Source organism: Paraglaciecola sp. L3A3 (assembly GCF_009796765.1).
Classification (GTDB): Bacteria; Pseudomonadota; Gammaproteobacteria; order Enterobacterales; family Alteromonadaceae; genus Paraglaciecola.
Genome location: NZ_CP047023.1, coordinates 588,348 through 603,531, shown reverse-complemented (window position 1 = coordinate 603,531; position 15,184 = coordinate 588,348). Strand labels below are relative to the sequence as shown.

12 protein-coding genes are annotated in these 15,184 nt (G+C 39.3%); 3 read left to right on the top strand and 9 right to left on the bottom strand.

Features of this window, described 5'->3' with window-relative positions; genetic code table 11:
* Window positions 1–372: 372 nt before the first annotated feature.
* The 8 genes from secF to GQR87_RS02520 form a co-directional block, all read right to left on the bottom strand.
* Entirely contained in the window at window positions 373–1,359 is a 987-nt protein-coding gene (gene secF / locus GQR87_RS02550; protein ID WP_158966244.1) for a protein translocase subunit SecF, read from the bottom strand.
* Window positions 1,359–3,287, bottom strand: a complete 1,929-nt coding sequence (secD, locus tag GQR87_RS02545; RefSeq protein WP_158966242.1) for a protein translocase subunit SecD — start codon at window positions 3,285–3,287, stop codon at window positions 1,359–1,361. Before secD ends, secF begins: the two co-directional genes overlap by 1 nt.
* A 166-nt stretch (window positions 3,288–3,453) precedes the next feature.
* Window positions 3,454–3,981, bottom strand: a complete 528-nt coding sequence (locus tag GQR87_RS02540) for a hypothetical protein (RefSeq protein WP_158966240.1) — start codon at window positions 3,979–3,981, stop codon at window positions 3,454–3,456.
* Between the two features lie 144 nt (window positions 3,982–4,125).
* Complete coding sequence (locus GQR87_RS02535) at window positions 4,126–5,250, bottom strand: DUF3083 family protein (RefSeq protein WP_158966238.1); 1,125 nt, start codon at window positions 5,248–5,250, stop codon at window positions 4,126–4,128.
* Window positions 5,251–5,614: 364 nt separating this feature from the next.
* Window positions 5,615–7,264: a methyl-accepting chemotaxis protein gene (locus GQR87_RS02530; RefSeq protein WP_158966236.1), complete on the bottom strand. Its 1,650-nt coding sequence runs from the start codon at window positions 7,262–7,264 to the stop codon at window positions 5,615–5,617.
* A gap of 46 nt (window positions 7,265–7,310) precedes the next feature.
* Window positions 7,311–7,508, bottom strand: coding sequence for a nitrate/nitrite transporter NrtS (nrtS, locus tag GQR87_RS22620; RefSeq protein ID WP_199271679.1), 198 nt, complete (start codon window positions 7,506–7,508; stop codon window positions 7,311–7,313).
* A 255-nt stretch (window positions 7,509–7,763) separates the two neighbouring features.
* Window positions 7,764–9,125 (bottom strand): ABC transporter permease, encoded by a 1,362-nt coding sequence (locus GQR87_RS02525; RefSeq protein WP_158966234.1) that lies wholly within the window; start codon window positions 9,123–9,125, stop codon window positions 7,764–7,766.
* Window positions 9,125–9,871, bottom strand: coding sequence for an ABC transporter ATP-binding protein (locus tag GQR87_RS02520; RefSeq protein ID WP_158966232.1), 747 nt, complete (start codon window positions 9,869–9,871; stop codon window positions 9,125–9,127). The genes GQR87_RS02525 and GQR87_RS02520 overlap by 1 nt, the downstream gene beginning before the upstream one ends.
* A gap of 71 nt (window positions 9,872–9,942) precedes the next feature.
* Between GQR87_RS02520 and GQR87_RS02515 the strand changes: the two genes are divergently transcribed.
* From GQR87_RS02515 to GQR87_RS02505, 3 genes are all read left to right on the top strand, one after another.
* Entirely contained in the window at window positions 9,943–10,530 is a 588-nt protein-coding gene (locus GQR87_RS02515; protein ID WP_233267380.1) for a DUF3299 domain-containing protein, read from the top strand.
* Window positions 10,531–10,553: 23 nt separating this feature from the next.
* Window positions 10,554–11,234 (top strand): DUF3299 domain-containing protein, encoded by a 681-nt coding sequence (locus GQR87_RS02510; protein ID WP_158966230.1) that lies wholly within the window; start codon window positions 10,554–10,556, stop codon window positions 11,232–11,234.
* Between the two features lie 196 nt (window positions 11,235–11,430).
* Window positions 11,431–13,686 (top strand): TonB-dependent siderophore receptor, encoded by a 2,256-nt coding sequence (locus GQR87_RS02505; protein ID WP_158966228.1) that lies wholly within the window; start codon window positions 11,431–11,433, stop codon window positions 13,684–13,686.
* 75 nt (window positions 13,687–13,761) lie between these two features.
* Here the strand turns inward: GQR87_RS02505 and GQR87_RS02500 are convergent, their stop codons facing one another.
* Window positions 13,762–15,183, bottom strand: a complete 1,422-nt coding sequence (locus GQR87_RS02500) for a PepSY domain-containing protein (protein WP_158966226.1) — start codon at window positions 15,181–15,183, stop codon at window positions 13,762–13,764.
* Window position 15,184: the final 1 nt, after the last annotated feature.

The window sequence follows — 15,184 nt, the reverse complement described above, 5'->3', positions numbered from 1 at the left end:
AACGCAGTGACACAACCACTGGTCAGAAATTTATAATCTGACCAGTGGTTGTTAAAATCACGGAGGGGAGGATGACCAGTTTTTGTGACAATTAGGTGTCTTAAAAATGACAAAAGTAATAAGCTTATATGACAAGCTAAGATATAAATTATGTAGAAAACATCAATAAAATTTTCTATAAACTATTAAGCTAAGTGTAAGAAACTTCACATGATTAAAATCATCATCCTAGCTTTATCGTAAGATAATATTGGGCTGGGGCTTAACTTAACGTTTGCGTAAACACAAACCAACGAGCCCAATATATCTACCCAAAACGCCCGCAACTGCGGGCATTAAAAACACCTTAAAAAACTAAATATGGGTGAATCTTTATGGTTCTTCGTTGAGCAACAATTCTTGCTCCTTGTGGTGATAGAAGTGTGGGTGCAAGCCAATCAGTTCTGGGATAGTAGCTGATAACGCAATAGACGATAGAGTACCAAATATGACACCGGCAAAAAGACCAATAGCAAAACCTTGCAAAGGCTGTCCGCCAAATATCCAAATAGCAGCGATTGTCGCTAAAGTTGTACCTGAAGTAATAAGTGATCGAGTCAGTGTAGATTTAACTGCGGTGTCGATAATGCCACTCATATTCATATTGCTTTTTAAACACATGATTTCACGTAATTTATCGCCAATAACAATAGAGTCATTTAGGGAATAACCAATAATAGCCAACACACTGGCCAGTACCGTTAAATCAAAGGGCAAGCCGAGCCAAGCAAATAATCCCAGTACCACCAGCACATCGTGCACTAAGGCCAGTAAAGAGCCACAGGCCAAACGCCACTCAAAGCGCCAAGTCAAATAGACCATCATAGCGATTGCTGCTACAACTAAAGCCAAACCACCACTGTCGATTAATTCTGAGCCCACTTGTGAACCAATATACACAGAATCTTGGGGAGTAATATGGTGACCAGTTTGGCTGGCAAAAGTATGTAACCAGGTTTTATCAATGACATCAGCTGCGCCATCGGCTTGGCGAATTGTCCATTGGTTATTGGCTGTATTACTGTTTAGTTCAAAGTCGCCAGACAATTGATTAGCCAACTGCTCTTGCATTTTATCTTTGCTAATACTTTGTGAAGTGGTGAACTCTGTCATGTAACCACCAGTAAAATCTAAACCTAAATTTAAGCCCTTAAATCCAAGCCCAATAACCGAAAATATCATCAAGGTGATAGCCAAATAAAAGCCAGCCAAACGATAGCGACTGAATCGAGTTAATGGTTGGTCAACTATTTCTGCCAGTTCAGAGTCAACTTTATTATCAGTGATCGTGGCTTGATTATTCATTATTTTTGTCTGCATTAGATTGACTCCTTATGTGTTACGGCTTTTTGTTTTACAGTTTTATGTTTTACAGCTTTTTGTTTTACAAGAATGTTAGGTTTAACAAAATAGGTCAGTACGTGGGCCACAAACACGCCAGTAAACATACTGGTTAAAATGCCTAAACTTAAGGTCATAGCAAAACCTTTCACTGGGCCGTAACCAATGCTCAGCAAAATAAGTGCGGTGATCATAGTCGTTACGTTTGCATCTAAAATGGTTGTGAATGCGCCTTTGTAACCTGCTTCGATGGCCATAAAGTTACTTCTACCTCGTAGCCTTTCCTCTTTAATTCGCTCAAAAATAAGTACATTGGTATCTACCGCCATGCCCACGGTTAATACCAGTCCGGCAATACCAGGTAAAGTCAGTACAACATTTGGTAATAAAGCCATTAAACCTAATAAGCACACTAGGTTTAGCACTAAACTAAGATTGGCAATAAGCCCTAGTTTGCGATACCACAAGCCCATAAATGTAAGAGTGATACCTAAACCAATAGCCAATGCCATGATGCCGTTACTGACGTTATTTTGGCCAAGAGAGGCTTGAATGGTACGTTGCTGCACAATAGTAATAGGTGCGTCGAGCGATCCCGCTCTAAGTAACAAGGCTAGATCTGCCGCGGCCTGTGGACTGTCTAAATTAGAGATACTAAAGCGATTGCCTAACTGACTTTGGATAGTAGCAACACTAATCACCTTGCTGCTTTTGACCATTTTATCTTCGCTATTTTTGTGGTATTCAGAAAACACAGTGACCATAGGTTTACCTATATTGTCCTTCGAAAAGGCAGACATCTTTTTGCCACCAATACTGTCAAGTGACAGATTGACCTGAGCCATACCCATTTCGTCTCGCCCAGCACTCGCATTTTCAATATTTGAACCAGTAAATATAGACTTAGGGGCAACTCGTAAACGCCGCCCATTCTCATCAGTAAAGTGTTTAGCGCTGACTGTGTCACTAACAGCTATGGCATAAAAATCTAATGCAGCAGTGGCACCTATAATACGTTTAGCTTGCTCAGGATCTTTCACTCCAGGTAACTCAATACGAATCCGATTTTTACCTTGGCGCTGGGTTACCGCTTCGGTAATACCTAACTCTTCGATACGCCCGCGTAATGTCGTCAGTGCTTGGACCATGATCTCTTGATGAAAGCTGGTGATGCTTGATTCTGAAAAGCTCAGGCTAGCGCTGCTTTCGTCCTGTTGCACATAAGTTATACCCGGTAAATCACCTTGTAATTGATTAATCACAGCTTTTAATTGACTACTATTGCGACTTGGGAAATGCAGGTTAATTTGATTTTCCGAGCTGGCTTGTTTGAGCTGGCTAGCCTGCTGACTGGCAACCTCAGCCGTATTGTTATCTACCGAGGCTATTTTCATACTTATGCCCCGTAGACCTTTATCATGGATAAGTTGTAGAGCCTGATCTTTTACATTAGCTAAACGTTCTTGCTCGGCTTTTTGAGTATCCACTTCTAAGACAAATAACACACCACCACTTAAGTCCAAACCCAGCTTAATAGGCGACATACCTAAATCTTGTAGCCATTTTGGCGCAGCAGATTGATTACTTAAACCCACCTGATAGTTGTCACCTAGCTGTGTTTTAAGCTGTTGTTGGGCACGCAGCAGTATTTCGTCATCACCTGAAATCACAATTTTACTGTCAGTTTGACCATTAATAATTTGTTCTACTTGGATCTGTTCTTGCTGCATAAGCGTACGCAGTTGTTGTGGACTGGGCACAGATTCACTTCTGTTAACGGCACTAATCAATAAGGCATTATGGTTACCGTATAAAGTGGGGATGGCATTTAGACCTAGGATCAACACAGTGATAATAATCACTAAAATTTGCCAAGTTTGATTGGGCTTTTTTGTAACGTTTCGCATATTCGTTCTCTTTAATGACCAAGTGCTCCACAGCAAAATCTATGAGTCAAATGGCATGCACAGACGCAAGTAATGCGCCGGCGCGAAAAAATAAAGTACTCAAATCTAAATGCAGAGTACTAATAGTATTAGCAATAAAGTGCGCTGATATCAGCGCGAGAACAAATTAACTCAGGTAAGTGATAGTACTGGCGTACAAACTATTACCGTCTTTCCAACCGGCTAGTCGACCATGACTATTGGTTAGATCAGAACGCAGATACCAAGGTATATTGCGATTGATGGATAGGGGGGCTAAAAAGTGTTTAAGACCTAAAATTTCCGCTAGGAACTCATAGGCTAAAGCAAATATGGGGGCATTTTGGCTAACAGTAGCAAATGCGCTAGCAGCTTGACGCTCAAAGGCTGGCAAACTGACATTAAGATGAAATATACTTTGATAAACCGGTGTTTTATAGGGGGACTGCTTATTTGTGTCTTTCTTGTCACTGACTGTTACAGCCAAAAAGTCGGCTAGATTATTTTGCTCAGATAAAAGTAAATCAGCAGAGATGTCTGTATTTGGCTGGGTATCGCAAATAAGAACTGTAGAATGTTGTAGAGGAGCAGTATTATCTGCGGCACAAGCAGGCGAAGATATTGCTGCAAAAAGAGCAATACTTAAGCTAAAAATAAACGCACGCCAAAACCACATAAAATGTATTCAAACCGACTTAACAAGAACTTGGTTATAGTAGGGGCGAAATGCCCAATTGCAAGATAGATAATGTGTTTAAAATAAAAAAAGCCTAAACAAAGTTTAGGCTTTTTAACTTACAAACTATAAAAGCTCGAGTGGTTACACTTTACGCATAATATGTTGGTGAATACGCACAATGAGGTCGTCGTCCGCTTTTTTCCAATTCACTTGCTCAGCAAAATCTTTGATTGTCTGAACCGATTGGTTAGCAAATTTACCATAGTTGTTGTTGGCTTCATCTCGCTCATTAGCGAAGAAAATAAAACGAATATTATCTACTAGGGTATCGCCATCCCACATACAGCGAACAAAGTTATCTTCTTTGCTAGGATCAAAACCTATGCCGATAATTTCACCGTTTAAATTTAAGCTATCTTCTGTGTTATAACGCACGATTGGCGATGCACTAATGCCAAGCATTACCGCATGTTTTACGTTGTTTTTTGCTACTGCAGATTTAAAGGCAGTTTCAATTTTTTCATACAAAGTTTTGTAGGGCTGGTCTGCATCATAATCAACTTCAATACCTTTTAATAAACGACGTGCCATTGGTACACTGGCCACTGCATAGGTTAACGAAGTATGATCGTCTCCAAGGTCAAAACCTTGTTTTAGATAACGATCAGCCATCTCTCTAAAAGAATGAGTGATAGTGCTGTTTAACCCCTTTTCTTTAGCAAAAAGGTCAAAGGTAATGTGTTGGTGATCACGTACTTTAATTTCGCCTTCAGCTAAGTCGAATTTAGCGGCAATTTCTTTCACTGCATTAAATATTGTCTGATGGAATGCGGCACTGTTTAAACGAAGATCTTCACCCGTTGCTAAGAACAAAAGCTTAATTTTTCGGGCTCTAACTGCGCCATCATAGTAACCTTTGAAAGTCGCATTATGACTTGGACAATAAAAGAAAAATGACTGTTGTTCTGTGTGTAAGACTTGCTGTTCACCGCTATAACGTACACGAACTAATTTATTATTAGCCACAAAATTGGCATGTTTAACATCATGCTTTTCAGTGATTTCAAATATCGACTTAGCTAATTTTTGATAAAACTTTTGATAAGGTTTTTTGTTGTTGGTATCTATATCGTCAACAAAGGTTTTCAATAATTTATCGGTTAACGGGATTTCGGCCAAAATATATTGATTGTCTCGAGAATCGCTAGGTAAATATACTTTATCACCGGCGCGATGTTTTCTAATAATGGAAGTCGATCTTCTCATAAGCCCTTCTTGTTGTTTTTTTGTAAAATAAGTGTTGCATTTATCCTATCATTTTTTATTTATAATAAAACCATGATTTAACAATTACTAAGGGTATTACGCTGGTTAAGCTAAAACTGTAACTGATACTAATTAACCTGAACTCAGGATTAGCCGAGCCTCTGACTATCACTCTTCTTGCGCCTAGCGAGGTTGGATTTTCTTACGCAATAGCAAGCTATTGCGTAAGAAAACTCGCCATGCTACCCACAAAAATGTCCCCATCAAATAAGCCTTGATGTAAACCAAATTAGTGTGAGTTTTTAACTCTTTAAGTTTTAAGTGTACACGACACTTCTTAACCCGAATTCAGGTTAATTAAACATTAGCTTGTTTTAAAGAAGCCTACTTCTTTGTTTAGTTTTTCTGCCAAATTATCTAAGGCAATGGTGGCGGTATTGTTTTGCTCTAAAGAATAAACGGCTTTTTTGTTTATCTCGTCTATTTGCGCCATAACCTCTGTAATCGAGCCAATCACACTAACTTGTTGAGTGGCAGTATCCGACACTAAGGTCGCATTGGTGAAAGAGTTATTGGCGTTTTCTTCAATCTCTTTCAGTAAATCCATGGCATTGTGGGTTTTAGTTTGGCCATCTTGTACTTTGGGTAAGGTATCTTGCATAACGGTGACCGCAGTCGATGTTTCTTGTTGTACTTCTTCTATCGTTGTTTGGATTTGGCTAGTGGCTTCTCCTGTGCGTAAAGCAAGCTGCCTTACCTCGTCAGCTACCACAGCAAAACCTCGACCTGATTCACCAGCTCGAGCCGCTTCAATCGCGGCATTTAATGCCAACAAATTAGTTTGGTCAGAAATACCATTAATCACATTAGTAATGCCACCAATTTGGTTGGTTAATTCTTCTAGTTTACTTATTTGCTCTACCGCCTGAGTCACAGTATTAGTCACGTTTTGCATCGCTTCTACACTCAAAGCCATAGAATCAATACCATTTTGTGCTCTTTCTACCATACGTTTTGCATTGACTTTATTTTTAGCAGCAGTTTCAGATACATCGACAATATTTGCTTTAATTTCATCAAGACGAGTACGAGTACTGACAGTTAACTTGTCTTGCGCTTGCGCCAGTTCAACTATATCGGTAGAGCCTTTTGTCACAATTGAGGATTGGGCTTTTAAATCCTGCGCAGCCCCAGTGATTTCAAGCACAGTATTACGCAGGCGCTCCTGCATCTTGGCCATGATAGCCAACATACTCATGTTATAAGGAGTACTGAGTTTTTGAGCCAAATTACCTTGGGCTATTTGACTAAGAGACTCGGCAGCAACCGCTGGCTCTGCACCTAATGACTTTTTAAAGCTTTTAGCAATAATATAAGCGACAAAAATTGATAATGCTAAAGCACTGAGTGTCAGTAGCAACATAGTCATTTTAAAGGTAGAGGCGTTTTCTAAGATTTCGTTGGTCGAGGCAATATTCTTACTTTCTTGTAAATCAATAAAAGAGTTTATGGTATTGAGCCATTGCACAAAAAGTTGCCCTCCGCCATTTTGTAATAACACTAAACCATCATCATTTGACTCAGCTCTTTTGGCTTTAATTACAGCTTGTATAAGACTTTCAGTTTTTTCTTGTAAGCTATCAAGTTGCTGTAACAACGAAGTTTCTTGGCTACTAAAAAATATACCGGATGCTTTCATTTCCTGCATTTTTTTATGGGAAGCACCATAAAATTGAGTCAAACGTTTAATATCATCAATATGGGTTTTAATATTAGCGGGGGTATTAGCAGTCGCTAGATCACGAATAGCTATTGCGCGGTCATGCACACTACCGCGAAAGTTAATGGCATTACGTTGTTTAACTACGTTGACCTCGGTCATTGTGGTTAAGGTGCTACCGATCATATTGACTCGATATATACCGACCATAGTGAGCACTACCATAAGCAAGGTCACCACACTAAAACCAATAAGCAGGCGTTTATTGATACTCAAATTATTTAACATATCCATTATCACTCCAATTGAAAGTGGACGAGTTAAATCATCCAAAAGAAATTTATTTTATATCCATCCGCGCCACGCTGCTAGAATACAACGACACACAAAAGGGCACGATATAGGTGAGGACTACCTTAAACCAGTTTATCTCTGTATCGTCAAAAAACGCTTCACCTTGATTAATTAAGGTCAATATTGTGCCGACCAATATACTAATAAATATTGCGGTCTTGACCTGTTTTTTTGTTATCCTCATTATTGCCCTTTTCATCTTAGTGAGTTGTATAAAGTATCTAAGGGGCTCATCACATTTATCTTAAGCCCGCTTTAGATATCATAACTAAGAACTTGATTCGTAACTAAAACTTTCATTTCAAATAAGTTTATTTTCAGCATTGTGTTATTGATTATTTTAATCAATATTAAAGTTAAATCTATTAGACTATAGCAGTGTAAAAATTAAACCGTTCTTATTCTAAACTCTTAATTTACCTATAAAATAAGATCTGTTTTAACGAGCTGATAGCTGGCTATGTAAAGCCTGTTTGTAAGCCTCAAAACCGGGCACTAAAGCAGTGATACTTGTGGCCAAAAGTATAATTACAGACAAGATCATAGAATCTTTATTTAACACATTGTGCTGTAAAAACAGTCCGTATTCGGTGGTTAACCAATCATCTAGTACTGTCAGTGATAATGAAACCAGTAAAAAGGAGCAACACAAAGCCAAAAAACTAATCATTAATGCTTCTAGAATAACCAAACAAACAATCAGTATAGGAGAGGCACCTAATACCCGAAACACAGCAATTTCCTTTTGTCGTTCGTTCATGGAGGCTAACAACATAGTGGCTAAACCAAATAATGATGCTAACAAGACCAAAGAACCAATCACCTGTAGGATTTTTTCAACATTACCCATTAACCCCCATAACTGGGTCATAGCCACTCCGGGCAATACGGCCATTAGTCTATCGTTTGGATAATTATTAATTTGTCGCTGCAAGGTGAAAGTAGCAAATTTATTATTTAATCCTAATAACACTGCGGTAATTTTTTCTGCTGAATGTTGATCATGATGATTTTCGTGAGTGGCTGGATGATCTTCTTCATGAGCATGTTGTTCTTCATGTTCGTTTTCATGGGCATGACTATCAGTTGAATGACTCTCAGGGGAATGATTAGCCTGCTCATCTCTATGCTCATGAGCTTGTTCTTTCAATTGTTGTAATTCTTTGGGGGGCAAATGAATCGCTTCGATTGCAGCTAGGTTAACATGCACCGTTTTATCTACCGGTGTACCTGTGACCGCAATAATACCCGCTATTGTAAAAGGCGCTTGCTCATGATGGACAAAACTTGTGTGACCAATACCATGAGATAACACTATTTTGTCGCCGACTCGGTAACCTAATTCTTTCGCCACATCCGCACCAATTACAGTATCAAAAGCACTTGAAAAAACCTTACCTTGACTCAGAGTTAACGGTTTTTTATTAGCATATTTAAAATACGTAAAATAGTCGGTATTGGTGCCTAACACTCGAAAACCATGGTGAGAATCGCCTAATGAAATTGGCACTGCCCATGCAACCGACTTATTAGACTTGAGCATAGTGAAACTGTCATAGTCGATACTATTAGTCGGGCTACCCATTCTAAAAATTGAATATAAAAGCAGGTTCAATTCACCACTTGGCGCACCGACAATTAAGTCGACGCCAGAGATAGTCCGGTTAAAACTTTCTTTTGCCTGTAAACGAATGTGTTCAACACTTATTAATACACTAATACTCACAACTAAAGATAAAAAGGTCAGCAATACAGTTTTTCGGCGGCTTATTAAACTGCGCCATGCTATAGAAGTAAGCATTAACTCACCTCCGTTTTTATTGACTGGGAGCTTGAGCGACAAAACGATGAAATATCAGTATGTATTGAAAAGTAACGCTTTAACTCAAGGTCGTGACTGACAAACACCATAGTCGTATTATTGGCATCACACATTTCTAGCAGTAACGTCATAAAGGCATGTTTGGCGGTATTATCCAGTGCTGACGTGGGCTCGTCTATTAACATCAATTTGGGCGAATTAATAAACGCTCGCATTATGGCAACTCGCTGTTGCTGGCCAATACTTAAACTTGAAACAGGTATATGTAATAGATTTTTAGGTAACTTTAAAGCCAACATTAGCTGCTTTATCGATTCATCTAAATTCTGCTTTGACGACTTAGCCAAATACACAGCCAGCTCAATATTTTTTGCCACGCTCAAATAAGGAATAAGATTAAACTGTTGAAACACCACACCTATATTTTCAGCACGAAAACGATCTCGCTGGCTATTCGACAGCTTGCCCAATTCAGTACCAAACAATTTAATGCTGCCTTGTTGCGGCGCTAAAATGCCGGACAATAAATTTAATAATGTCGACTTACCCGAGCCCGAGTCACCAAACAAAAAAACCTGTTGGCCTGTTTCAACTGACCATCGATTAAAAAGTAAAGCATGACTCCCTCCTTGGCGCTTACCATAGGAATGTTTTAAATCATGCAATTCGATCGCAATTTGACTATCACTACTAATTAACTGTTGATCACTGTTTTCTGCTGTCATAAATACACTAAGAGTGGCATTGGATACAATTGTTATGATATAACATTTACATCTATTGGATGTACAGATTAATGATGAAAACTTTCACTTTTTTTACCTTTTGGCGCATTTCCATCACACTTTTGTTATTACACTTTACTGCACCTACTTATGCAGCAACAGCAAAAGATCCCGCCTATGAGGAGATTGATTGGGTTCAATTGATGCCAACCGATGATCTAGCGGCTTTGCTTAGTCCCCCTGATAATCTAGCAAATATTGCAGACGGTAGTGCGCAAGATTCTATCGAAGCATTATCTAATTCCTCCACCGCAGACGATGCTACTCGCCGCTTTCAACAAGCGTTAACTTCTGTACGTGTAATTAAGGAATTTGACAATAAAGCCATAAAAATCCCAGGCTACATGGTACCTCTAGTCACTGATGGGCAACAAAATGTAACTGAATTTTTTATTGTTCCCTATTTTGGCGCATGCTTGCACATGCCCCCACCACCACCTAATCAAATGATCTATGGCAAGCTCAAAGAAGGTTTTAAATTAGATGGACTCACCGAAGCTTTTTGGTTTGAAGGGACCATACATATCCAAACAACTGACACCGAAACTGGTATGTCGGCTTATGGTATGACAATCGACAACATTCAGATTTTTGAATAACAGGGAAGTATCAAGAAATCGCCATGACAAAACTAATGGGAACTCGATTGAAAATCACTTTGAGTTTACTGCTATGTATCGTTGTAGGCATGATAGTTACGCGTCTGGCATTACAATATTGGCCAGCAATCAAACAACATGTTTGGCCTAATACGTCACTCTATAGCACTTCAAATACCCCCCTTAAATCCGCATATACAAATGCTAACATTACGCCCTTAAACTGGGCAATGCTGTTACCTCAAAGTGAAAAACAAACCATAGGTAAATATCAGGCAAAACAAGCGCAAAACTTAGAAGGGATGACGGCACAAATATTACGCTCAATCCAAGCTTCAAGTGATCAAGATTACCAACAAGCACTAAGTTCAACTAATACCATTGACAGGCTAGATAACAAGATGGTGACAATTTCAGGCTTTATTGTACCTATAGATTTTTATGAAGATAAAAGTGTGCAACACTTATTCATTGTGCCTTACTTTGGCGCTTGTTTACATTTTCCACCGCCACCGCCTAATCAGATGATATTTACACGCTTAGAACCCGGTTTTAGCGAACTCGATATTACCCAAGCCTACACCTTAAATGGAAAAATCAACCAAGGTTTATTTGAAGATCCCATGGGCACCTCTGCCTATATTCTTGATACGGTTTCAATCGATAAATTTTATGGTCAACCTGACGACTTTCGTAAACACTAATATTTTACTACAAGTTTTTTAGATCACTTTCAAACTATTTTACATAAGTTTCTTATTCATGCATTTATGCTTCACACACATAATGTTATAATATAACATATCAATAAGAATGTGATTGCATTCTCATTTTGCGTATAGGGCTATAAATATTTAACTCATAGCCATACTTTTCAATTAACACTTAATTAGGACTATTATGTACCTTGAAAAAGCCAAAGCTGTTGTGTGCCTCACACTCAGTACCTATTTACTTTCATCTAACGCTTACTCTCAAGAAAATCCCCTCAAAGTAGCGAGAGATAAAACATCAGATATTGAATCAATTACTGTAGTCGGACATGCAGTCAGTGATATTGGATTAAGTGAAAAATCAACTACAGGTAGTCGCCTTGGCTTAACGATCTTGGAAACCCCTGCAACAATAGAAATAATTGATGACGCCGTTATGCGGGCTAGAGGCTATGAAAAACTCTCTGAAGCTGTTGAAAGTTTTCCAGGCATTGTGACTGGGGACACGCCCACAGCTCCTTCTTCTTTTTCTATGCGTGGATTTTCTGGCGCACAAATTACAGTGTTACGGGATGGTTTATGGGTTGGTCCTAGTACTATGGTTATGCGTCCACAAAACACCTTTAATCTGCAACGTGTTGAAATTTTAAGAGGGCCATCATCAGTATTAAATGGAGTAGGAGCAGTTGCCGGAACGGTTAATGCAGTGACAAAAAGTGCACGTCAAAATGAAAGGGACGAAATGAATATATTAGCCTCTTACGGTAAATATAATTCATATCATTTAGGTGTTGGTGCTAAAGGAGAAATCAACGACTCCTTGTGGTACAACGGCACAGTAAGCACCTATAGTTCAGATGGTTATGTAGATGATACAGATCAATCATCCTCCAATTTTACTCTTAGTTTAATGTGGAATATTACTGATGATTTTTCAGCTAGATTTAGCACTGATCATTTACAAGACAAGGTAGGCAGTTATTTTGGTACTCCGTTAGTACCACTCGATGCCGCAAGAGACCCGCTAACCTCGGCTGTAAAAACAGATAGTGGCGAAACCCTTGATGGCGCTATGCGCTTTAAAAATTACAATATCGAAGACGCTGATGCCTCATCCGAACAATATTTTAATCGTGTTGATTTAGCTTGGCACATCTCTGATACCACTTCACTACAAAATACCTTGTATCAATTTAATGCTGAGCGTAATTGGAAAAATGCTGAAGGTTTTGTCTACTGCACAGAACAAGTGGGTGTCTGTGAAGAAGTAGGAACAATACAACGTTATTATGGTTATTTTATCTTAGATCACGATCAAGACCTATGGGGTAATCGCTTTACGCTAAACAATGAATCAAAAATTGCAGGCATGGATAATCGTTTTCTGGCGGGTTTTGAATTGATAGATCTAGATTTTTTACGTACGCGAGGGTTTCGCCGTTCAGTTCCAATACAAGCTGAAGATGCAGTTGATCCTTACAATCCAGTGGCTGGTTTTTATGGTCAAGAAGAACTGCGGGGAGCCAGCCCTACACAAATGAAAACTCAAGCTATATTTGCCGAAGATGCTGTAGAGTTAAATTCTGATTTAAGCTTAGTATTAGCCTTAAGATATGAGGAATTAGATTTAGATCGTGAAAATTACAATGCAGAAGGAATAAATGAAAACAGTGGATTTAGCCGAACATACAGTTGGGCAAGCTGGCGTTTAGGTACTGTCTATAAATTTACCGATGAACTAGTAGCTTATGCTCATTATAACAATGCTAAAGATCCTATTGGTTCAAACATATTTTTAGTAAACGCCAATCAAAATTTTGACCTAACTGATGCAGTGCAATGGGAAGTAGGTATGAAATCAACATTACTCGATGACCGAGCTGAGCTAACACTTGCATATTTTGATATTGAACGAGATGATGTTTTAGAGAGCTTCTCTGTCGACAGCGCCACCAATATTGGCGGCCGAGACTCATCTGGTGTTGAGGTATCATTTTCGATGAAGCCTACTGATAACTGGCGTTTAGGTTTAAATTCGGCGTACACCAATGCAAGCTTTAAACCCTCTAGTAACTTTGTTGACTTTGCAGATAACACACCACCTAATATCCCTGAATGGACGGCTAATGCTTGGTTGAGTTACAGTAATATTGCATCATTACCTATTGAAGCCGGAATTTCTTGGCATTATGTAGGTGACAGATTTGGCGACAATGAGAACAGCGTCACGCTAAAAAACTATGCGCTAACCGACGTATTTGCCAATTGGACATTTAATAATTACCGAATTTCTGCAAAAGTGGATAATTTATTTGATGAAGTATATGTACCTTGGTCACAGGTGTCATACTTACACAATGATGATCCAAGCTTTATCTATGCAAACCAACTTAATATTGGTGCTCCACGCACCTTTAGGGTTTCTTTCGAAGCTACATTTTAAAAGTGTAATATTCCAATAAAATAACGGGGCGATAAGCCCCGTTTGTGTTTTTATATGTTTAAACAAAAGAACAATCTAACGCTTAGACCCACCGTGAAATACGCGCCATAAATATTCAAATAACAAAACAGATAACAAAGAAGCGCCTGCCAATGGGAAAAAGCAACCCAATAACACTACCAACCAAACCATAGTTGCTTGTTTGACACTAGATATAGGCTTACGAGGTGCAGCTAGCCTGCCTGATGGCCGCCTTTTCCACCACATTACCGGCCCACTAATTGACAATACGATACCGCCAAAGCATCCCGCTAACATTAACAACTGGTTTGCTAAACCAAAGTAATTACCCATGTGTAATTGCACACCAATTTCAACAGCTTTAGCTGCCATACCATAATCAGAAAAACTTACTTCACCTAAAACATCACCAGTATATTGATCTAAATGAATAGTGCGCTGCCCTTGAGGTTGATTTGGATACGTATAAGCGGTGTACACACCTTGAGGATCTTTAGGTAAAAACAATCTATATGGTGAATTCATATTTTTTTCAGCAAACAACATTATTGCTTTGTCGATACCGATACCAGATTGTAAATCTGGCAGTGTTGTTCCGCCGCCGCTGCCATGATGGGCTGCACGCTCATCAGATACTGGCATCGGAGTATCTTCTAATGCCCAAGGAGCACTGCCTAGCGCCAATTGCATAGTTGCAGGTTTAGCTTTTGAACTGATAGGTACAGTACCATGGGAGCTATGATTTTCAGGGTAACCCATGCCAATGTTGTCAGTGGCAGAGCGTAATAATCCCCCCCAAACATTAGCCCAAGGCAAGCCTGTTAAAATCAGAAAACCCAATATAAATGCACTCCAAAGTCCAATAACACCATGCCAGCTTCGCCAAGCACTGCGTCCGTTTGTGGTGAAGGACGGTAGCAACATTTTACCCATACTGCCGAGTTGACTGGGCAACCACAAGTACACCCCTGTAATGAGTAAAATAAAGCTCCAACATGCCATTAATTCTACTATTCCATCGCCAAAACGCCCCAAAAATAAAGAACCATGAAACACATCAGCAAAACCCACTAAAGTACTTGTATAAACGTAAGAACCAAGAGTTTGAGCCGTTCCAGGGTCGACATAAACACGGCGGGATTCACCGGTATTAGTGGTAATATATACCTTGCCGCTGCGGCCTATTTCTGTGGGCTGATCTACTCGGGTGACCTTAGCTTCAGGGTAATCAACTAAGGCTGCAGTAATTAAATGACTGACAGGTAAAGCAGGTAATATCTGAGCAACAAATCGTTGTTCTGGATAGAGGGCATCATTAATTTCATCGTTAAACAGGTAAGTAGCCCCTGTAACAGATAAAATAAATAAAAATGGCGCCACAATTAGTCCAGCATAAAAATGCCAACGCCAGACCGTTTGATGCCATCGCCCAATCCGAGGAACGCGGCGGGATTTATGCTCAGTCGAGTTAGCCATA

Bases quoted from the DNA above. Each gene is read 5' to 3' on its own strand.
- secF (WP_158966244.1), bottom strand. From the start codon at position 1,359: ATGCAGACAAAAATAATGAATAATCAAGCCACGATCACTGATAATAAA.
- secD (WP_158966242.1), bottom strand. From the start codon at position 3,287: ATGCGAAACGTTACAAAAAAGCCCAATCAAACTTGGCAAATTTTAGTG.
- GQR87_RS02540 (WP_158966240.1), bottom strand. From the start codon at position 3,981: ATGTGGTTTTGGCGTGCGTTTATTTTTAGCTTAAGTATTGCTCTTTTT.
- GQR87_RS02535 (WP_158966238.1), bottom strand. From the start codon at position 5,250: ATGAGAAGATCGACTTCCATTATTAGAAAACATCGCGCCGGTGATAAA.
- GQR87_RS02530 (WP_158966236.1), bottom strand. From the start codon at position 7,264: ATGGATATGTTAAATAATTTGAGTATCAATAAACGCCTGCTTATTGGT.
- nrtS (WP_199271679.1), bottom strand. From the start codon at position 7,508: ATGAGGATAACAAAAAAACAGGTCAAGACCGCAATATTTATTAGTATA.
- GQR87_RS02525 (WP_158966234.1), bottom strand. From the start codon at position 9,125: ATGCTTACTTCTATAGCATGGCGCAGTTTAATAAGCCGCCGAAAAACT.
- GQR87_RS02520 (WP_158966232.1), bottom strand. From the start codon at position 9,871: ATGACAGCAGAAAACAGTGATCAACAGTTAATTAGTAGTGATAGTCAA.
- GQR87_RS02515 (WP_233267380.1), top strand. From the start codon at position 9,943: ATGATGAAAACTTTCACTTTTTTTACCTTTTGGCGCATTTCCATCACA.
- GQR87_RS02510 (WP_158966230.1), top strand. From the start codon at position 10,554: ATGACAAAACTAATGGGAACTCGATTGAAAATCACTTTGAGTTTACTG.
- GQR87_RS02505 (WP_158966228.1), top strand. From the start codon at position 11,431: ATGTACCTTGAAAAAGCCAAAGCTGTTGTGTGCCTCACACTCAGTACC.
- GQR87_RS02500 (WP_158966226.1), bottom strand. From the start codon at position 15,183: ATGGCTAACTCGACTGAGCATAAATCCCGCCGCGTTCCTCGGATTGGG.